Annotated in this window: 16 protein-coding genes; 15 read left to right on the top strand and 1 reads right to left on the bottom strand. The window is 41.1% G+C overall.

The window, feature by feature from the left end:
* Window positions 1–2: 2 nt before the first annotated feature.
* The 12 genes from D7V32_RS09055 (at window position 3) to D7V32_RS09110 (ending at window position 14,870) form a co-directional block, all read left to right on the top strand.
* A complete protein-coding gene (locus tag D7V32_RS09055) occupies window positions 3–1,670 on the top strand; it encodes a (2,3-dihydroxybenzoyl)adenylate synthase (protein ID WP_120402560.1) in 1,668 nt (555 codons plus the stop codon).
* Between the two features lie 15 nt (window positions 1,671–1,685).
* Window positions 1,686–2,336, top strand: a complete 651-nt coding sequence (locus D7V32_RS09060; protein WP_120402561.1) for an isochorismatase family protein — start codon at window positions 1,686–1,688, stop codon at window positions 2,334–2,336.
* Window positions 2,333–2,572, top strand: coding sequence for a phosphopantetheine-binding protein (locus D7V32_RS09065; RefSeq protein ID WP_120402562.1), 240 nt, complete (start codon window positions 2,333–2,335; stop codon window positions 2,570–2,572). Before D7V32_RS09060 ends, D7V32_RS09065 begins: the two co-directional genes overlap by 4 nt.
* Window positions 2,573–2,696: 124 nt before the next feature.
* Complete coding sequence (locus D7V32_RS09070) at window positions 2,697–3,863, top strand: type III PLP-dependent enzyme (protein WP_120402563.1); 1,167 nt, start codon at window positions 2,697–2,699, stop codon at window positions 3,861–3,863.
* Between the two features lie 220 nt (window positions 3,864–4,083).
* Entirely contained in the window at window positions 4,084–6,195 is a 2,112-nt protein-coding gene (locus tag D7V32_RS09075) for a TonB-dependent receptor (protein WP_120402564.1), read from the top strand.
* Window positions 6,196–6,345: 150 nt separating this feature from the next.
* A complete protein-coding gene (locus tag D7V32_RS09080; RefSeq protein ID WP_120402584.1) occupies window positions 6,346–6,633 on the top strand; it encodes a hypothetical protein in 288 nt (95 codons plus the stop codon).
* Window positions 6,599–6,889, top strand: a complete 291-nt coding sequence (locus D7V32_RS09085) for a hypothetical protein (protein ID WP_120402565.1) — start codon at window positions 6,599–6,601, stop codon at window positions 6,887–6,889. Before D7V32_RS09080 ends, D7V32_RS09085 begins: the two co-directional genes overlap by 35 nt.
* A 6-nt stretch (window positions 6,890–6,895) precedes the next feature.
* A complete protein-coding gene (locus D7V32_RS09090; protein ID WP_120402566.1) occupies window positions 6,896–8,500 on the top strand; it encodes a PepSY-associated TM helix domain-containing protein in 1,605 nt (534 codons plus the stop codon).
* Window positions 8,501–8,706: 206 nt separating this feature from the next.
* Window positions 8,707–9,135: a cation efflux protein, CzcI-like gene (locus D7V32_RS09095; RefSeq protein ID WP_213072548.1), complete on the top strand. Its 429-nt coding sequence runs from the start codon at window positions 8,707–8,709 to the stop codon at window positions 9,133–9,135.
* A 45-nt stretch (window positions 9,136–9,180) separates the two neighbouring features.
* Window positions 9,181–10,503: a TolC family protein gene (locus D7V32_RS09100; protein ID WP_120402567.1), complete on the top strand. Its 1,323-nt coding sequence runs from the start codon at window positions 9,181–9,183 to the stop codon at window positions 10,501–10,503.
* Between the two features lie 13 nt (window positions 10,504–10,516).
* Window positions 10,517–11,743 carry an efflux RND transporter periplasmic adaptor subunit gene (locus D7V32_RS09105; RefSeq protein ID WP_120402568.1) on the top strand — a complete coding sequence of 409 codons (1,227 nt, stop codon included), beginning with the start codon at window positions 10,517–10,519 and terminating at the stop codon, window positions 11,741–11,743.
* A complete protein-coding gene (locus D7V32_RS09110; protein WP_120402569.1) occupies window positions 11,733–14,870 on the top strand; it encodes an efflux RND transporter permease subunit in 3,138 nt (1,045 codons plus the stop codon). The genes D7V32_RS09105 and D7V32_RS09110 overlap by 11 nt, the downstream gene beginning before the upstream one ends.
* A 442-nt stretch (window positions 14,871–15,312) precedes the next feature.
* Here D7V32_RS09110 and D7V32_RS09115 read toward each other — a convergent pair whose 3' ends face one another.
* Window positions 15,313–16,749 carry a purine-cytosine permease family protein gene (locus D7V32_RS09115; protein WP_120402570.1) on the bottom strand — a complete coding sequence of 479 codons (1,437 nt, stop codon included), beginning with the start codon at window positions 16,747–16,749 and terminating at the stop codon, window positions 15,313–15,315.
* A 762-nt stretch (window positions 16,750–17,511) separates the two neighbouring features.
* On the opposite strand from D7V32_RS09115, the gene D7V32_RS09120 reads away from it, so the two are divergent.
* The 3 genes from D7V32_RS09120 to hutU all read left to right on the top strand — a co-directional run bounded on the left by D7V32_RS09120 (window position 17,512) and on the right by hutU (window position 21,705).
* Complete coding sequence (locus D7V32_RS09120) at window positions 17,512–18,648, top strand: CaiB/BaiF CoA transferase family protein (protein WP_120402571.1); 1,137 nt, start codon at window positions 17,512–17,514, stop codon at window positions 18,646–18,648.
* A 19-nt stretch (window positions 18,649–18,667) separates the two neighbouring features.
* The gene (locus D7V32_RS09125; protein ID WP_120402572.1) at window positions 18,668–19,804 is read left to right on the top strand and encodes an acyl-CoA dehydrogenase family protein; all 1,137 of its coding nucleotides are present in this window, start codon (window positions 18,668–18,670) and stop codon (window positions 19,802–19,804) included.
* Between the two features lie 218 nt (window positions 19,805–20,022).
* On the top strand, window positions 20,023–21,705 hold the full coding sequence (gene hutU / locus D7V32_RS09130) for a urocanate hydratase (RefSeq protein ID WP_120402573.1): 1,683 nt from the start codon (window positions 20,023–20,025) through the stop codon (window positions 21,703–21,705).
* Window positions 21,706–21,730 lie beyond the last annotated feature (25 nt).

Below are 21,730 nucleotides of genomic sequence, written 5' to 3' on the forward strand. Positions count from 1 at the left end.
TCATGATTAAACAAGATAAAGCAGCACCAGATCTTTGGGAAGGGATTGTGCAATATCCGCCTGAATTTGCAGAAAAGTATATTGCAAAAGGATATTGGAAAGGGCAGACGATCAGTGACTTTTTTATAGAATGCGCTGAAAAATATAGTGAAAATATTGCACTTGTTTGCGGTGAACGTCAGTTTAGGTATGCAGAATTGCAGCAGCATGTTGATGAGTTTGCTGTGTATTTAAGCAAGCAAGGCTATCAGGCTGGTGACAGCGTTGTTATACAGCTGCCGAATATTGCAGAATTTTTTATTGCCTATTTTGGCGCTTTGCGGATCGGTATGCGGCCCATCATGAGTTTGCCTGCACACCGTCATTGTGAAGTCAGTCATTTTATAGGGCAGACAGACGCTAAATTGTATATTTGTGCCGATAAATTCATGGGTTTTGATTACCGTAAATTAGCCCAAAAATGTATGAGCCGCTGCGGGAGCTTAGAACAAGTACTGGTTGTGGGAGATGCAGGCGAGTTTGAAGCATGGCCTGAACTGAGCCAATATCAACAGCAGCGGATTGTTCCGCCAAACTTAAGTGCACGCCATGCAGCCTTTTTTCAGCTTTCTGGCGGCAGTACCGGTACGCCTAAACTGATACCGCGTACGCATGATGATTACTTGTATAGCGTTAGAGCAAGTGCGGGCATTTGTCAGCTGACACAGCAGACAAAAATGCTGATGGTTTTGCCGGTTGCGCACAATTTCAGTATGAGTTCTGCGGGCTCTTTGGGACTGTTTTATGCAGGAGGAATGCTGGTTTTATCACAGGATCCTTCTGCATCAGTTTGCTTTAAATTGATTGATCAGCACAATATTTCACATGTTGCATTGGTTCCTGCCTTGGCAGCGTCTTGGGCAGAAGCTGTACAAAAAGGGCAGGAAAATATTTTCTCCCGTTTAGAGCTGCTGCAAGTTGGCGGGGCCCGTTTAGCCGACGCGCTTGCCCGTCAATTGATTGAACAATATAACTGCCGCCTGCAGCAGGTTTTTGGTATGGCGGAGGGCCTAGTCAATTACACTAGATATGACGATGACATTGAGCAGATCATTGCGACCCAAGGCAGCCGTATTAGCGCCGCCGATGAAATTAAAGTTGTAGATGATGAAGACCAAGACGTGCCAAGAGGTGAAGTCGGTCATTTATTAACACGAGGCCCTTATACCATACGCGGCTATTACAATGCGCCAGAACACAATCGAAATGCATTTACAGTAGATGGTTTCTACCGTACTGGTGACTTAGTCCGTATTAATGAAGCTGGAAATATCATTGTTGAAGGGCGCAGCAAAGATCAGATTAACCGCGGCGGTGAAAAAATTGCTACTGAAGAAGTAGAGCAAGTGCTGAATCAGCACCTTCAAGTGATTCAGTCTGCATTGGTGTCTATGCCGGATCCAATGCTTGGTGAAAAAAGCTGCGCTTATATCCAATGGCGTAAAGATGAGCAAGACCCAAGTCCAACACGCCTGATGATGCAGCTTCGACAGTATGTTCAGCAATACGGTCTAGCAACCTACAAAGTTCCTGACCGAATCGAATTTGTTGAAGACATGCCTTACACCGCTTTAGGCAAAATTGATAAAAAAGCGCTCAGACAGCGCTTAATGACAGAACACACTTTATAACAGATAGGTAAGACCATGGCGATTCCGCGTATTGCAAGTTATCCAATGCCAAAACTGCAAGACTTTCCAAGCAATAAGGTTAACTGGGCATTAAACCCAAGCCGTGCTGTTTTATTGGTGCATGACCTGCAGCAGTATTTTTTAGATTTTTATGACCAGACTCAAGCGCCAATTCCAGAGCTGCTGCAGCACTGCCGCCAGTTGATTGATCTGTGCCATCAGGAAGGTATTCCTGTGTATTACACAGCTCAGCCTGGAGATCAAAGCACTGAACACCGTCAGCTGCTGACCGATTTTTGGGGTAAAGGTTTGGCTGCAGACCCTGAAATTGTGCAAATTATTCCAAGCCTGCAGCCGCAAGAGCAGGACACGGTTTTAACCAAATGGCGCTATAGCGCTTTTAAAAAAAGTGATTTTGAACAGCGGATGAAAGATGCAGGACGCGATCAGCTGATGATTTGCGGTGTATATGCACATATAGGCTGCCTATTAACGGCAGCAGAAGCATTTATGCTGGATATGCAAGCTTTCTTGGTGGGCGATGCACTTGCGGACTTCAGTTTAGAAGAACATGAGATGGCTTTGAAATATGCCGCAGGCCGCTGTGCAAAAGTTGTGGATACAGCATCTGTATTAGCAGCGCTGCACGCGGAGATTGTACGATGAGCCACACTGAATTGACCCTAGATGAACTGCGTCAAACAATCGCAAAGCAGCTGAATATTGAGGCCAGTGAAATACAAGATGATGACAACTTATTTATGCTTGGTCTTGATTCAGTCAGTTTAATGACTTTAGTGGGGCAGTGGCGTGAACGCAGTATAAATGTTGAGTTTCAGGATTTAGTCGAAGAACCGACTTTGGCTGATTGGCAGCATCGTTTAAAGCTCAGTCCAGCTTAACTTCAGTTTTTATGAGTTGCAATTGATCTTAGGTTTGATTGCTTCATTGACAGGCCATAGCCAATTTTTTTAATAGCCAAAGGCCATTTTCGTTACAACACTTAATAACGTGAGTGGGTCTTCCATGCAGTTAGACAATTATTATTCATCGCAGCAATGGCAAAAAATTCAAGATTTTGCAGCGCATAAACCCAGTCCATTTTTAGTGGTCGATTTGGATCGTGTTGCATACAAATATCAGGAACTTCAGCAAAGCTTTCCAATGGCACATATTTTTTATGCCGTAAAAGCCAATCCAAGCTGTGAAATTTTACGGCGCTTAGATCAATTAGGATCATGCTTTGATGTTGCTTCTATTTATGAGTTAGACCGTGTCATTGAGTGCGGAATTTCTCCAGCGCGCATTTCATTTGGCAATACCATCAAAAAAGCAGCGGATGTGAAATATGCCTATGCAAAAGGAGTGCGTTTATTTGTCACAGATGCACAGGCAGATTTAGAGCAAATTGCCCAGTTTGCACCGCAATCACGTGTATTTGTCCGTGTTTTAGTTGAATCAGGCACGACTTCAGATTGGCCATTATCTCGAAAATTTGGCTGTGACAGCCAAATGGCGATTGATCTGATGGTTAAAGCTCAACGGCTGGGACTGCAGCCCTATGGCGTTTCTTTTCATGTCGGCAGCCAGCAAAATGATGTCAAAGTCTGGAAAACAGCGCTCCATATTGTAAAACAAGTATTTCAGACACTTGATGAACAGCATGGCATTCAATTGCAGCTTATTAATGCCGGCGGCGGCTTTCCAGCACAATACCTTGCTGACATTGACAGTATTCAGTCTTATGCTGAGCAAATAAAAGAGTATTTGAAAGCATATTTTCAGCAAGATATTACATTATTTTTAGAACCTGGCAGATCCTTGGTTGGTGATGCTGGCGTGATTGTTTCAGAAATTGTGCTAATTTCGAACAAGTCCGAACAAGATGATAAACGCTGGATTTATACAGATGTCGGGGTTTTTAATGGCTTGATTGAAACACTGGGGGAGATGATCAAATACCCCATTTACACGCCAAAAATGAAGCACGATACGCCAAACTCGAATGTGATATTGGCAGGCCCGACATGTGATTCAACGGATATTATGTATGAAAAAGTTCCATATCCATTGCCTCAGAATCTGCAAATGGGTGACCGTTTATATTGGCTGAGTACAGGTGCATATACTACGTCCTATGCATCTGTTGAATTTAACGGTTATCCGCCTTTAAAAACCTTCTATTTAGATTAAAACAATGCCAGCCCTGATTCTATTCAGGGCTTTTTTTATACTTTTGTTAATCACATATCACGATGTGATCTAAATGATAAACAGATTAGATCAATAAAAGAGCGCTTCGCAAAAGAAATAAACAATAAGCATATTAATAGTGTAAATGCTAATGATTATCGTTTGTAATGTATAGTGTCCCACCATTAGAAAAGTATTTACTTGGTGAAGGGAAGTTATTTTGAAAAGAACGATTTTATTTTTGTCTTTAGCGGCATCTCCATTTTTTGCTATGGCAGAAGACACTGTTTCGTTGCCAACGATTGTTGTTAAGGCAGATTCGCAAGAAACGGACGTTACGGGGAAGTTAAAAAAGAAAGCAGCGCTGAATATTTTGGGTGAAAAGGATGTACTGGATACGCCATTTACTATCCGTAATTATAGTGAACAAGCGATTGAAGACTCTCATGCGCATACCATGATGGATGTGTTGAAAACAGACCCTAGTATTCGTACAACGACTAATAGCGGCCACTTAAATGAAAACTTTAATATTCGCGGCTTTAATGTTAATTGGGAAGATATTAACCTTAATGGCGCATACGGTATGGCGCCTTCAGGCCGTGTGACGACAGATATTTTAAGTTCTGTAACTGTTTTAAAAGGTCCAAATGCTTTAGTTGCTGGTATGGCGCCAGGCGGCAGTGTGGGCGGTGTAATTATTGCCAACACCAAACGTGCGGACAAAGAACTGACACGTGTTACTGCAAATTTTGAAGATGAAGGTTTCTACAAGTCTGGGTTTGATGTTGCGCGCCGTTTTGGAGAAAACCAAGAGTTTGGAGCACGTGTAAGCGCTAATTACGGTCAAGGTGAGCATGTTGTTGATGGCTTAGAAGATGAAAGTACTTCAGCCGTTATTGGCCTAGATTGGACTACAGATCAGGCTAAAATTAACCTTGATGCTTATGTGACTGATGACAAACGCAATGGCGGTTCACCCTCAATGGTGTCATTTGCACAATTAGGCAAAGTGCTGGATGCGCCAGATGGCCGCAGCAATTATTTGCCAAATTTATGGGGTAAACAGTCTGCTAATTACATTGGTTTATCTGGCGAATATAAATTACTCGAAAACTTAAAATTAATTGCAGGTGCGGGCACAGCAGAACAAAAATATCAGGGGCATTTATTTGGAACACGTTTAGTCGTAACCAATGATGCCGGTGATGCAAACTCGCAGTATTATCATGTCAAAATGAACCAGCGAAATACTACTGCAAATCTAGGTTTAGAAGGTGCATTTAATACAGGCGCAGTGAAACATGTTGTTGGTTTAAGAGCTGACTACTTAAATAAAGATGTCAATATGCACAGTAAGGCTGGTGAAACTAAATTTGTCACTAATATTTATCATCCTAGCAATCATACGGAGTCAATGTCGGCTGTACCAGCAACTTCTCAAACAGCCGATAATGATTACATTAGCTACTCATTGACTGATCAAATTTCAATGCTGGATGACAAGCTGCAATTTATTTTGGGTGCACGTTATCAAGATATCAATATTAAAAACCCAACGACTCCAACCAATAATTATAGTGCTGATAAAGTTTCACCTAGTGTAGGTATTGTCGTTAAGCCATGGGGTGAAGACATTTCACTATATGCAAGCTATGTAGAAGGTTTGTCACAAGGCAAAACAGTAAATGACCCTAAAGATGCCAATGATGGACTGACGTTCGCTCCATTTGAAACGAAGCAATATGAAATTGGCGCAAAATATCAACATGGTTCTTGGCTGCACACTTTAGCTGCCTACCAAATAGAAAAACCAGAAACGATCAGTTCGGCTTACTCTGATCCAACAAATACGAACATCACAACGATTACAACGGATGGCGTAGAAACAACATCGAAAGGTATTGAGTATGGTTTCTCAGGTAACGTGATTGATGACCTGATCGTTTGGGGGAATTTAGCTTATATCGATGCTGAATATGCTAAAACCCCAACTGCTATCGAAGGTAATACCGTGATTGGCCAGCCTGAGTTTACAGCTGGCTTAGGTGTTGAATATAAACTGCCTGTAGATGGTCTCAGTGTAAATGCCCGCGGCACTTATGTTGATAGTCAATATTTAAACAATACCAATACTTTAGAGCTGCCTGACTATACCTTATTAGATGTAGGAGCTAAGTATAAAACCAATCTTGGCGGCGTAGATACCACTTTCCGTGCCAACATTGACAACGTCACAGATGAAAAATACTGGGCTGGTGTGTTTAACAGCGGTTTTACCACACTTGGTTCAGGACGCACTTATAAATTAGGTGTAAGTTTTGATTTTTAATATCAGCACAGATCTTCTCCAGTTTTTATAAAACCGTATTGAGGCAGTTCCATATAGGTGCTGTCTCATTTTTGCATGCATATCATGCAAAAAGTGTTTTATATACAGAAAATTCAATTTTTTCATATTCATGTTGAGAGGCATTCAGCGATGAAAATTATTGCCGTCATGATCTGCTTGATTGGATGTGTACTCATTTATTGCAGTCATCGAAATCAAAACCTATTGAAACAGCATTTACCCAAGAAATACGCCGTGACTGGATTATTTTTACTCATTATTTCAGTGGTTTTATTATTTTACAGCGTACCAAAGCTGGTCGCCATCTATATGTGGAGCATGACTTTAATCGCGGTATGGTCACTCATTCCCTTTGTTGCATTATTTAAGAAAAATACTCCTCATGAAACGTCTGCTTCAACAAAAAATTCAACCTGACTGGCGGTCAAAAAGTTTTGCTGGATGGGGACTTGGTTTAAGTCTCGCTATTGCTGGCGCTGCTTTTATTACTCTTTGGGCACTTCAGCATGCAGATTCATCCTTAGCGCCGCAAATTGGTATGTGGTCCGTGCCTTGGCTGTATTTACCTTGTGTATTTATGGCTTATTTTATTCCTAAAGGATGGCAAGCAGTGCTGATCTATAGCGTCCTAAACTTTGCAGCGTATGGCATTTTGTTGAGCATTCGAGGGTAATTCATTATGAAAGTCCGTACCGATATTCTTCGACATGCCAAAGAGCTGCATACTTGGGTTGGAATCAGCTCTGGCATTTTACTTTTTATCTGCTTTTTTGCTGGCGGGCTGAGCATGTTTCAGCATGATTTGAGTAAATGGGCAGCACCTGCACAGCAAAGTTTAAATAGCATTCCACACACCCAATACAATGAACTGATTCAACAGGCTCAAGCTGAATATCCTGAAACACTGAAAAGCTTCCAGCTGAATGTGGAATCTAAAGAATTTCATTATGCTCCGATGCAGTGGCAAGCGCCTAAAAAAGTGACCGAAGATGAGCATGCTATTGATTTAAATCAAAACACAATGCTGGCGACACTGAATAATGATGGTACTTTGAATGTTCAGCAAGAGAATCTTTCCAAACTTGGCTGGCTCATAGAACAGCTGCATGAAACGGCAGGAATTCCAGGTTCCTTAGGGCATCATTTGCTTGGTGTTTACATCATGGGAGTAGTTGCTGTTTTATATTTCTTGGCGCTGATGACTGGGCTTATCATTTTACTGCCTACTTTAGTAAAAGACTATTTTGCAATTCGGGCAGGAAAAAATAAAAAACGTTTTTGGCTGGATGCGCATAATGTCGTCGGTATCAGCAGTTTGCCTTTCCACATTATTATTTGTGTGACGGTTATTTCCTTTGCCTTTCATGATCTGATTTATGATGCCTTGGGCGGCTTGGTTTCAAAAGATAAACCATTATTTGCACGGCCAGCCGCAGTTAAAATTGTTGAGCCAGTTCAACCGCTGGATGTAGAAAAAATTTTTGCAAAAATTCAGCAGCAGGCACCCGAATATCAAATCAGCTCAATCAGTTTTAATCATTTAGACAATCCAGCCAAAGCATCTGCACGTGCTAATCTATATAGTCCAGATCAAATGCTGCGGGGTGACCGTTTTGATGTGATGGTTTTTAATCCGTATCAAACGCAGTCTTATCCAACTAATAACCTAAATACTCATGCAGCCTTTATGGATCAAGTCATCCGTTCAATGTTCAGCTTGCATTTTGGCAATTATGGCGGTGATCTTACCCGCTGGCTGTACTTTATTTTTGGCATTGGCGGGGCTTTTTTATTTTATTCGGGCAATATTTTATGGATTGAATCGCGGATTAAACGCCAAAAAAATCCTGCATTGGCTGCACCGCAGCAGCGTAAAGATGTTCAGTTAATTGCAAATTTAACTGTTGGAGCGTGTTTAGGCTGTGTATTGGCAATTGCAGTCAGTATGCTTTTAGGCCGCTGGAGCAGCATATTGGGGTTAAGTTTGGACAGTATGAATCATGTGCTGGTTTATAGTTATTATCTGATTTTTTTATTCAGCGCCGTATACAGCTTTATTGTTGGCGCAGGAAAAGCTTTACCGCATTTGCTGTTCAGTATTGCTTGTGTGTTATTTATTCTGCCTGTGGGGCTTATGATGAGCTGGCTAAGTGCTTCAAGCACACAGCTATGGTGGATTGAACTGATCGGGCTGCTTTTTGCTTTGTTTTTTTTAGGTTTTTATAAACAAGCGAAAGCACGTCAAAAGACCGCTGAAATAGGGAGTATTTGGGCATCGCATTAAAAGTCAATACACTGAATAAAAAGACGGTGCTGAAAAGCGCCGTTTTTTATCGTATGCGTGATATGTCTAATTTTTAATTACGATGATGTTATTTGCAGCTATTTGAAAAATGCAGTGAGTAGTTTATGTAATATTCATCATAAAGACTTGACCTTGGACTCAGTCCAAGCTTTATAATCGCTAAAACTTTTTTTGATAGATGCAATATGCGTTCTGCTGCATGGATGACAGTCTTAGTGGGATTGTTCATGTTCCAAAGTCTTTGGAACGTGGCGGCGGCTTTCTGTGTGCATGAAGAACAAATGCAGCTTCAGCAAAGCTATCATTTTGGGCATCATCAAAATACTTTATGTGTCAGCAATGAAAATAATTCACAGCATGCTTCACATCAGGCCTCTGAACTCATCAGCAAACAGTTAAAAACGGCCGTCAGTGACATTCAAATAGGTGAAGATCATCAAGATCATTTACCCTCGATGACGCATTTAATTGTGCAAAATCAGCAAACTATTATTTTTAATCCCTATCAGCCGTTTGAGTATTCACCTAAGTTTGATTGGGAAAACTCTTATCAAGCGCCTGATCTGCTGCTTCAAACACCGCCTCCTGTTTACGCCCCGCTAATGGCGGGGTAGCCCAAAAATTCCCGCCGCTTTTTTAATTAAATAAGTGGGAAAATCATGTCTTTATATTTTACAGCGTTCATACGCTTTGGCTTGGCTGTCGGTATTTCCGCAGTCTTGCCCAGCGCTTTTTCGGCAGATGTCAGCAGTTTTGAGTCAGCCTTTGCAAAAGTGCAAAACTATCAAACACAAACAGACATTTGGCAACAGCAGCAGCAGATTTCTGATTTTAATATCCAGCAAAGTAAACTTTGGCAAAATCCAAGCCTATCGATTGAACAAACAGGCTTTGGTTCTGATCAAGATCGGGAGCTGAGTATTGGGATCAGCCAGCCGCTGGATATTTTTGGGCAGCGTAAAATCAATCAAGCCCTTGCAAAGATTTCAGAACAGCAAATTCAGCTGCAGCAGCAATTATGGAATGCGCAAAGCCGGCTGATTGTGAAATTTGCATGGTCTCAGCTGGCTATTGCTCAAAAGGAGCAGCTGATTTACGCGGCTCAGCTTAAACTCAGCAAAGCCAATTTAGATAGTGCGCAAAAACGCTATCAAGCAGGCAGTATTGCTTTGGTGGATGTTGAGCGTGCCGAAATTGAATCGCTGGATATACAGCGGCTCTACCAGCAGGCGGTATTAAAGCAGCAAACTGCAGCGCGCCAGCTCTCTAATTTATGGGGAGAAACTGCAGCTCCAATTCAATTGGACACTGCAGCTGTAAATTGGCCAGAGCAGATTCAAGGCCTTGTTCAGCATAATTTATCCGAGGGTTGGCTGGATAAGTTATATGCATTGAATATTCAGCAAGCCAATCAGCAAATTGAACATTTAAAAGTACAAGCCCGCCCAAGCCCTACTTTAAATGTCGGTATGACACGGACGAAGTCTCCTGCGGAAGCCGACGATACTGCCTTAGCTTTAGGTGTAGATATTCCGCTGAATATTTTTAACCGTCAGCAATATGCCATTCCAATGGCTAAAAAACAGCAGATATTACTGAATCATCAGCAGCAGCGGGAGCTGAAACAGCATATTGAAGATATTGCGAGCAGTATTCACCAGCTCAAAGGCTTGCGTACTCAGTTTGATGCTGCAGCCAGTCAAATTGGCTTGGCTGAAAAAATTCAGAGTCGGACATTGCAAGGTTTTCAAGCTGGAAAATTTGCCATTACAGAGGTGCAGCAAACCACGAAACAGCTGCAAGATATTCGTTTAAGCCAAGTACAAATTTTGGCGCAGGCTTGGCAAAACGCACTGAGTGCAGAAGCATTAAGTATTGGCACAAGTTATGAAGAAATCAGCCGTTCAGATGCCTTTAGCCAATTGAATAAAAAAGCCATTGAAGCATCACAAAATTTAATTAGCACAGCATTAGGTCAATGAGGAAGTGAATCACATGAAAATGAAACAAGATGGAAAAATTTCACAGCCTTTAATGATTACAGTTTTGATTGGATTGACTCTGATTGTATGTGCTGCAATTTGGCTAAGTCAAAATACAACAGATAGCCATGATCATGAGCATGGGCACGAAGAAGAAGAAAAAGGTCATCAGGAAGATGAAACAGAACATGCGGAGGAAGGTGAGCTTCGTTTGACCGCACAGCAAATGACAGAGCAAGGTGTCAAAATTGCTGCCGCAGAAAATGGTCTGGTGGAAAATATTGTTAACCTGCCGGGTAAATTGGCGGTAAATACAGATCAGCAGGCGCATATTTCTCCAAACTTCAGCGGTCATGTCGAACAGGTGAATGTTGCATTAGGGCAAACCGTACAAAAAGGGCAAACGCTCGCCGTACTTTCTGTACCTGAACTGATTGATCAGCAGGCCAATTTACGCATGGCAGATGCGAATTTGGATTTGGCCCGTCAAGATTATCAGCGTGAGCAAAAGCTTTGGTCTCAAGGGATTTCAGCCAAGCAGGATTTGCAGCGTGCTGAAAATGCCTATCGTCAGGCTCAAATTACCGTACAGTCGGCACAATCACGTTTGCAAGCTTTAGGTGCAAACGGCAGTCAAAATGGACGTTTTATCATCCGTGCGCCTATTGCAGGCGTCATCAGTCAAAAAGACATTGTTGTGGGTGAAAATGTGCAATTAGCAGATCAATTGTTCACCATCGAACAGCTGAAAAATTTATGGCTGGAATTTCACTTGCCAAGCCAATATTCAGGCCAGCTGCAAACAGGTCAAAATGTCTCTTTTAAAATTAACGGCTCAGATCAGCTTTATAGTGCAGAGGTGCAAAGTCTGACTTCACAGGCAGATGTGCAAACTGGACGCTTAGTTGTACGCGCAAAATTAACACAGCAATCTGCTGAACTGCGTCCCAATGTCATGGTGAATGTGTTATTGGCAAAATCAGGCAGTAAAAATGCATTGCGTGTGCAAAAGTCTGCTGTGCAGAACATAAAAGGCCAAGACAGTATTTTTATTGTTGAGCCGGAACAAAAAGGCCAAGTGCATTTAAAGGCGCAAGCTGTAAAGCTTGGACAAAGTTCAAGTGATGGACAATGGCTCGAAGTGATTTCAGGTCTTGAAACAGGTCAGAAGTATATTTCCCAAGGCAGTTTTTTACTGAAATCTGAACTGGAAAAAGGCGAGGCCAGCCATGAACACTAATACTGAGCTGCCAAAACCAGAAGGTTTATTTGAGCGCATTATTCAATTTGCTATTCAAAATGCGATTTGGGTGATGCTGTTTGTCTGCACTTGGATTGCAGTCGGGATCTACAGTTATCAAAAACTGCCGATTGATGCGGTGCCGGATATTACCAATATACAGGTGCAAATTAATACGCAGGTTAATGGTTTTACTGCGCTGGAAGTTGAACAGCGGATTACGTATCCAATTGAAAATGCGATGGCCGGTATCCCTGATTTGGAGCTGACCCGCTCAATTTCACGTTACGGTTTGTCACAAGTCACGATTGTATTTAAAGACGGTACAGATATTTACTGGGCGCGTCAGCAAATTAATCAGCGGGTACAGGAGATTCAGTCTGCGCTTCCTGCTCAAGTTTCTCCGACGATGTCGCCAGTTTCGACAGGTTTGGGGGAAATTTACCAATGGGTGCTTAAAGCAGAGCCTAATGCAAAAAAAGCCGACGGTACAGCGTATAGCGCTATGGATTTGCGTGAAATTCAGGACTGGATAGTGCGTCCGCAATTACAGCGTGTAGAGGGTGTTGCAGAGGTCAACAGTATTGGCGGCTTTAACAAAACTTATGTCGTTGCACCTGACTTAAACCGTATGCAGCAGCTGAACCTGTCATTGGAGCAATTGCAGCAAGCGCTCACAGAAAATAACGAAAACCGCGGTGCTGGATTTATTGAAGAAAATGGCCAGCAGCTGACAGTCCGTGTTCCTGGAACGCTCAATACCATTTCAGACATTGAAAACATCATGATTGACAGCCCAAACGGCAGTCCAATTCGGGTGGGCGATGTGGCGCAAGTTTCCATTGGGCATGATTTGAGAACAGGCGGTGCAACGTATAATGGAGAGGAAACTGTTTTAGGTATTGCCATGATGGCTATGGGACAAAATAGCCGCAGCGTTTCTAAATCTGTTGATGCCAAGATCCAAGATATTCAATTCAGCTTACCCAAAGGCGTGATTATTGAAACGGTTTATGACCGTACCACATTAGTTGAAAAAGCCATTCAAACAGTTCAAAAGAATTTGGTTGAAGGCGCGATTTTAGTCATCATCATTCTGTTTATCTTTTTAGGCAATATCCGTGCAGCGCTCATTACGGCCTGCGTTATTCCGCTGTCAATGCTCTTTACTTTAACTGGCATGGCGCAAAAGAACATCAGTGCGAACTTAATGAGTTTAGGCGCACTTGATTTCGGAATTATTGTGGATGGCGCTGTGGTCATTGTGGAAAACTGTATCCGCCGTTTGGCGCATGCACAGCAAACGTTGAAACGCCCATTGACACAAAACGAACGCTTCAAAGAAGTCTTTTTGGCTGCGCGTCAGGCGCGCCGTCCGCTGATTTTTGGTCAGCTGATTATTTTAGTGGTGTATTTACCTATTTTTGCTTTAAGCGGTGTAGAAGCAAAAATGTTCCATCCAATGGCATTAACGGTAGTTTTGGCGCTTGTCGCGGCTATTATTCTTTCGATCACTTTTGTACCCGCAGCTGTGGCGCTCTGGGTGAAAGGCGAGATTAAAGAAACGGAAAGCCGCTGGATGACTTGGCTGAAAAATCAATATCTTAAAATTTTAGACAGTGCTTATCATTATAAAGCGGTCGTTATGACTTTTGCGCTGTGCTTATTGCTCATTACGGGATTATTAACGACTAAAATCGGCAGTGAATTTGCGCCTCAGCTTAGTGAAGGTGATTTTGCTGTGCAGTTGATGCGATCTCCAAGTACAGGATTGGAAGAGTCTTTAAGAATGCAGGAAAACGCAGAAAAATTGCTGCTGAAAAAATTTCCTGAGATTAAAGCTGTATTTGCCCGTACAGGAACAGCTGAAGTTGCAACGGATGTGATGCCTCCGAATATTTCAGACAGTTATATTATGCTGAAACCGCGGGATGAATGGCCGAATCCAAAAGAAAGCCTTGATGATTTACGCAGCCGCATGGTGGCATATGTTGCAACCATACCAGGCAATAACAGTGAATTTTCCCAGCCAATTGAATTGCGTTTTAATGAGTTAATCTCAGGTGTACGCAGTGATGTCGGGGTGAAAATTTTTGGCGATGATATGGAGGTGCTGAATACAGAAGCAGCTAAAATTGCCAAAATTATGCAGCAAGTTACAGGAAGCAGCGCCGTAAAAGTTGAACAGACCTCAGGGTTGCCTTTATTAAACATTGAAATTGATAAAGCTTTGGCTGCGCAATATGGTTTAAGTGTCAAATCCATTCAGGATACTGTGGCAGCCAGTGTAGGCGGGCAAAGTGTCGGAGAGATTTTAGAAGGTGACCGCCGTTTTGATTTTGTGATTCGTTTAAATGATCAAGACCGCCATGTATCAGCTATTGCGCAGCTGCCTCTAAAATTGCCAAATGGCGGCAGTGTTGTGCTTTCAGATGTCGCAGCTGTATCGAACATTGAAGGTATTAATCAGGTCAGCCGTGAAAATGGCAAACGCCGTATCATCGTGACTGCAAACGTTGAAGGCCGTGATTTAGGCTCATTTGTTTCTGATATGCAGGCACAGCTTAAAGAATACCCGCTGCCAAGCGGATACTGGATTGAATATGGCGGCCAATTTGAAAATCTGGCTTCAGCACAAGCCCGCATGCAAATTGTGATTCCATTAGCGCTCATTACGATCTTTATTTTATTGATGGCTGTGTTTCACAATATCAAAGAAAGCTTGTTGGTCTTTACGGGTGTACCGTTTGCTTTAACAGGCGGTGTGCTGTTTCTTTGGTTAAGAGATATTCCGCTCTCAATGTCCGCAGGGATTGGATTTATTGCATTATCTGGCGTTGCTGTACTGAATGGCTTAGTCATGCTGACCTTTATTAAAGAGTTGAGGGGCAAATATCCATTGCATGAAGCAGTATGGCAGGGCGCTGTACTTCGGTTGCGTCCAGTGCTGATGACGGCCTGTGTTGCATCTTTGGGTTTTGTGCCCATGGCTTTAGCGACTGGGACAGGCGCAGAAGTACAAAGGCCTTTAGCCACGGTTGTGATCGGCGGCATTATTTCTTCCACCTTGCTCACCTTATTGGTACTTCCTGTACTTTATCGATGGGTAAATATACTTAAAAAGTAAGTTTGAATCCTAAAAAGGCCCCATTCATGATATTGAATGGGGCCTTTGTCATTTCAGTATGCAGGAGTTGATGGCGCGGATTCGTGTATTACTCATGCCGTTTCAGCACCGTGCAGCTGATACGTCGGTTTTTGGGTGATAGGTTTTTAAAAAAGTAATTTTGCACATAAGTAAGACTGACTTTAGATATTCATCAGCGGTATTCCATGAAACGATAATCCGTATTTGAGTAATCTTTATCGTGGCATTTAGCTTGTAAAAAACTGAAACTTTAATTGAGCCTGCTGCAGTAGGCAGGCATTATAAACTTTAAAATGAGAGGCATGGGTTTAGTGACTTATAATCATTAAATATCTCATGCTCATTTGAGGTAACTTCATTGGAAACAAATTTTTGCTGATAAAAAAGCCATTTCATTTGAAATGGCCAGAAAGCGAATGAATCAGCTATTAGAGATACTATTTGAGATGTTTGGTTGAATTATTTTTACTTTACTAGGAAATAATTTAACGCAAGCAAAATACAGTACCGCAGTGAAAATAAGCCCAGCTATCCAAGAAAGGTCTACTCCTCCTAGCATATGAGCAATACTTCCCGTATACAGTTTTGTATCAATGAACGGAAGCTGAAAGAGAATGCCTGCAAAATAACAGCCAATACCAATCATATTCCAGCGGCCATATTTCCCATTTGGATTAGACAACTCTTCAATATCGCATTTTTCATGTGAAATAAAATAATAATCAATAAGGTTAATCGCACTCCATGGAATAAAGAACGTTAAAAGAAATAAGATAAAAGACTTAAATGCGCTAAGAAATGAATGCTCACCCAAGATAGCAATGATTGTAGATATTGCGACGATCCCAAGAACAGCTATAAGTCTTTGCTTTTTAGTAATATTTAATGTGCCTTTAAAACTGCTGTAAATTGTGGCTATACACATGAAACAGCCATATGAGTTTAGGGTCGAAATTGTCAGTTTTCCAAAGGCAATACAAAAATATAAAAGAGCTGCCATGGTTCCAATACTGCCTAATCCAATCACATAAGCAACTTCATTTCCAACAAAATTGCCTTGAGCAATTTGGGCAATAAATACGCCTAGCGTCATTGAAATTTGCGAGCCGATAAAAGACCCTCCAGCAACTGCCCAAAAAACTTTAGAAGATGACGTTTTGCTAGGTAAATATCTTGAATAGTCTGCTACATATGGACCAAAAGCGATTTGCCATGAAGCAGATAGTGAAATAGCCAGTAAAAATGATGACCAATCAAAATGTTTGACTGCAAATAGCGTTGAAATATCAGCAATCAACATGATTTTGGTGAAAATAATGATGAATGTAATAATGCCGAGAATACTTGCGACCTTACCAATCCAGTGAATGACTCGATAACCGACCGTTGCTAAAATGATAATAATCGCAGCAAAAATCAAAATTCCTACGAGGTTGCTGGTATTTAGCAGCTTGGCAATTGCTTGTCCAGAAAGTACGGTCCCTGTTGCTGTAAAACCAATATACATAAAGCAAACAAGTAAAATTGGAATGCAGGCGCCATATACTCCAAATTGGACACGGCTTGAAATCATTTGCGGTAAGCCTAATTTAGGACCTTGGGCTGCATGCAGCGCCATAATGGTAGATCCAAAAGCCTGGCCAATAATTAAGCCAATGATTGACCAAAAAACATCGCCTCCGAGTACAACAGCCAGAGCACCTGTCACAATAGCTGTAATTTGTAAATTGGCTCCAAACCATAAAGTAAATTGGCTAAAAACACTTCCATGTCTTTCATTTTCTGGAATAAAATCAATTGATCGATTTTCAATAAATTTATTCCCTTGCGGCTTTCCTGCTTCTGCGCTTTGTGTCATACGAATGTCCTTTCGTCATAGAGATTTATCCTTGATTACTTCAATGATTAATCCCCGATATCTAATTTATTTCACAAGAATATTGACTGCGGCCGTTATAATCAGTATCCCACTGGTATTTATTAGCAATTTTTACACTTTCAATGAATATTCATGACTAAGCATGTATATACAATTGTGTGCTGATAAAATAACCTGATCGTAAAAATAAAATCAATAGCTAAAAAAATGACAAACCTTAAAATAAGTTAAGTTAATGAAAATTAATAAAATATAATTTTATATGTAAATCATCATCCATATATAGAATTTTTTAATGGGTTTTGGATACATGTTATCTCTTATCTTGATATTCGATGGAGTCCAGAGAAAATCGCTTTTCATGTTTCAGTCAGTTTGTATTCAATCCACTGTTTCGCAGCAAAATAAAAATAAAAGGGAGGAACACTTTTCCACAATCCGTGCTCAACTAAATGTTTGTAAAACAATTGGTTAATGCAATATATTGAAAAAACAGTGATTTACTAGAAATCACTCAGCGCTTGAATCATCGGCCGAAAAAAGCGCTGCTTTAAAAAGTTCGAATCAGGAAGTATGCCTGCAACATGGTGCAGCATTTCAAATGCAAACCTAAGAGATTTAAAAATTAAATAAAAACAAATGGTTAATATTTTTTTAATTATTTTTATTTACTTTGGAATTTTAATTGTATATACAAGTATATATGTGTATTTATGATTCAATATTCACAAGGACGAAATTATGCCAAAAAAAATGAATCCGCCTTTAAGCGGTATCAAAATTTTAGATTTAAGCCGTGTTTTGGCTGGACCGCATTGCACCGCAATTCTAGGTGACGTTGGTGCGCATGTATTAAAAATTGAAACCCCAAACCACGGTGATGACAGCCGTCATTTAGGGCCTTTTAAAGATGGGGAAAGTGTCTATTTTGATTTGATTAATCGCGGAAAAGATAGTCTCGAACTCGATTTAAAAAATGAAAATGATCTCGATATTTTTTATGATCTTGTGGCTAAGAGTGATGTGATTGTCGAAAATTATCGTCCAGGTGTAGCCAAGCGTCTCAAAGTTGATTTTGAAACTGTAAAAGCGATAAATCCTAAAATCATTTATGCAAGCATCTCTGGATTTGGTCAATATGGACCTTTATCTCAATTCCCAGCCTATGACATAACAGTACAGGCGATGTCAGGATTAATGAGCGTGACTGGCTTTTCTGAAACTGGTCCGACAAGAGTTGGGGAGTCGATCGGTGATATTTTTGCAGGTACGTATGCAGCATGGGCGATTAGCACTGCACTATTTGCAAGAGAACGCGGCGCTGAAGCGCAGCACATTGATGTGGCGATGTTTGATGTCATGTTGAGTATGCAAATGACAGGTCTAGCAAATTTATTTGCTAATAAAAAAGCGCCAACGATTGTAGGCAACCGTCATCCAGTATCTACACCATTTGATACGTATAAAGCGAAAGATGGCTTAATGGTGATTGCTGTAGCAAATGACAAATTATTTGCAACACTATGCAAAACCATGTCGCGAGATGATTTGATTGATCATCAATTATTTAAAACAGACGCATTACGTACAAAGAACGAAGCAGAACTAAAGCGGGAAATGGAAGCTTGGCTTAATCAACATACAGTAGACGAGGCTTGTGATTTCTTACTGAATAATGGTGTGCCAGCAGCGCCTGTGTGGAATTTAGAAGAAGCGGTCAATAGTGAGCAGTCCAAAGCTCGTGAATTATTTGCTGCGGCAAAAGGTTCTGATATTCCTATAGTCACACAGCCTGTGCGCTTTAATGATTTTAAATCTCACGTAACTCATGCATCACCTAAATTAGGTGTATCAAACAAAAACTATGGCAAAGCTTAATTTTAAAAGGATTTAAACCATGAATTTTTCAATGAATGAAACGGAACAAGCAATTGTTGATACAGCGGCAGAAGTATCGCGCAATGTATTAAAAGAAAATGCTCAAAAATATGATGAAGCAGAATCATTCTGTACTGAAAGTTTAAAAGCGCTTGGCGAGTTAGGATTTATGGGGATTAATCTCCCAGAGGAATATGGCGGCCTAGGCATATCAAGTATTGCCATGAGTCATGTTGTTGCAGAAGTGACGGCAGGCTGTGCTTCAACAGCTTCAACATTGACCGCTCATTTCCTTGCAACTGATTCAATTTTAATTGGGGCAACTGAGGCGCAAAAGCAAGAATATTTACCGCGCTGTGCGGACGGAACACTGCTTGGCGCTTTTGGGTTAACAGAGCCGGCAGCAGGTTCAAATCCCGCAGGAATGTTAACTAAAGCAAAAAAAGAAAATAATGGCTGGCGTATTCAAGGGACCAAGCATTACATTACCAATGCTGCTGAGGCGGACTTTATTGTACTGTACGCAAAAACGAATGAAGAATTAAAGCATAAAGGTATTAGTGCCTTTATCATCCCAAAGGGAACTGAGGGGGTACACTTTTCTAATCCTGAAAAAACGATGGGTTTAAAAGGCAGTCATATTTATGAAATTTCGTTTGACTGTTGGGTGCCAGATTCGGCCTTGATGGGACAAGAAGGCACTGGATTTAATACTGCAATGGAAGTTTTGGACAGAGGACGAGTTGAAGTTGCAGCTATGGCCTTAGGAATCAGTAAGGCGGCTATTGAATATTCGTTGCTGTGGGCAAAAGAACGTATGATAGGCGGTAAACCGTTATCATCATATCAAAATACGCAATGGAAAATTGCGGAAATGCATACACAGTATGAGGCTGCTGAACTATTAACGATGAAAGCGGCTTATGTCCGAGATTATCGTGATAGATATAGTCTTGAGTCTGCTGCGGCGAAGTTATTTGCATCCGAAGCTTGTGCTTTTATTACAGATAATGCATTACAGCTTCATGGCGGGTATGGCTTTATTCGAGATTTACCATTGGAGCGCTTTGTACGTGATGCCCGTATTTTGAGAATTTTTGAAGGCACATCTGAAATCCAAAAACTGATTATCTCCCGCGCAGTCATTCTTGGTTAATTCGTAAAATACAGAGTTTAAAAAGAGGCAGAATATGCCTCTTTTTTATTTTTGAATTTATTTTTAAATATATATTTATATAAATCAAAAACTTAATATTTATTTTAATTATTTACTTAAAATACTATTGCATGATATAAAACCAGTAGTATATAAATGTATATACAAGTACATACATTAAGCATAAGTAATTAAAGTCTAAGAAAGGAGTCTACTCTATGACTAATTTAGTAAATACAACCAAGTTCCGTGATGTTGAAATTCGTTCGCCACGCGGCACAGAACTTAATGCAAAAAGCTGGCTAACAGAAGCGCCATTGCGCATGCTGATGAATAATTTAGATCCAGATGTTGCTGAGAATCCTAAAGAATTAGTCGTTTATGGTGGAATTGGCCGTGCAGCGCGCAATTGGGAATGCTTTGATAAAATAGTAGAAACATTAAAACAATTAGAAAATGACGAAACATTATTAGTTCAATCTGGTAAACCAGTTGGGGTTTTTAAAACGCATAAAGATGCCCCGCGTGTTTTAATTGCAAATTCAAATATTGTTCCACATTGGGCAAATTGGGAACATTTTAATGAATTAGATGCAAAAGGATTGGCAATGTATGGTCAGATGACCGCTGGTTCTTGGATTTATATTGGCAGTCAAGGCATTGTACAAGGTACTTATGAAACTTTTGTTGAAGCAGGCCGTCAACATTATAATGGCAGCTTAACTGGTCGCTGGGTTGTCACTGCCGGTCTAGGTGGAATGGGCGGAGCGCAACCTTTAGCAGCAACTTTGGCAGGCGCTTGTTCTTTAAATATTGAGTGTCAGCAATCACGTATTGATTTCCGTCTGCGTACGCGTTATGTCGACGAGCAAGCAATTGATTTGGATGATGCTTTAGCGCGTATTAAAAAATATACAGCTGAAGGAAAGGCTATTTCTATTGCATTATGCGGAAATGCCGCAGAAATTTTACCTGAAATGGTTCGCCGCGGTGTCCGCCCAGATATGGTTACAGACCAAACGAGTGCGCATGATCCATTAAATGGCTATTTGCCTGCAGGCTGGACATGGGAAGAATACCGTGAAAAAGCTAAAACTCAGCCGGCAGATGTTGTAAAAGCAGCAAAACAGTCAATGGCTGAACACGTGAAAGCTATGCTTGCATTCCAAGCACAGGGAATTCCTACATTTGACTATGGCAATAATATTCGCCAAATGGCTAAAGAAGAAGGTGTGAGCAATGCCTTTGATTTCCCTGGTTTTGTTCCTGCGTATGTTCGTCCGCTATTTTGCCGAGGCATTGGTCCATTCCGCTGGGTTGCACTGTCAGGTGATGCAGAAGATATTTATCGTACGGATGAAAAAGTAAAAGAATTGATTCCTGATGATGAACATCTGCACCATTGGTTAGACATGGCTAGGGAACGCATTAGTTTCCAAGGGTTACCCGCACGTATTTGCTGGGTTGGGCTAGGTCAACGCGCTAAACTTGGTTTAGCTTTCAATGAAATGGTGCGCCAAGGTATTCTGAAAGCACCGATTGTAATTGGTCGTGATCATCTGGATTCTGGTTCAGTTGCTAGTCCGAACCGTGAAACTGAAGCTATGCAGGATGGTTCTGATACAGTATCAGATTGGCCATTACTGAACGCATTGCTCAATACAGCGAGCGGGGCAACATGGGTTTCACTGCATCATGGCGGCGGTGTAGGTATGGGCTTCTCTCAACATTCAGGTGTCGTGATTGTATGTGACGGTTCAGCAGAAGCTGATGAACGCATTTTACGAGTTTTGACCAATGACCCGGCGACTGGCGTTATGCGTCATGCCGATGCTGGTTATCAAATCGCAATTGACTGTGCAAAAGAACAAAATTTAAATTTACCTATGGTAAATGCATAAAACCCTAAGCAAAGGTTATTCACGT

The organism is Acinetobacter tianfuensis, from assembly GCF_003611465.1.
In the GTDB taxonomy this organism is placed as follows: Bacteria; Pseudomonadota; Gammaproteobacteria; order Pseudomonadales; family Moraxellaceae; genus Acinetobacter; species Acinetobacter tianfuensis.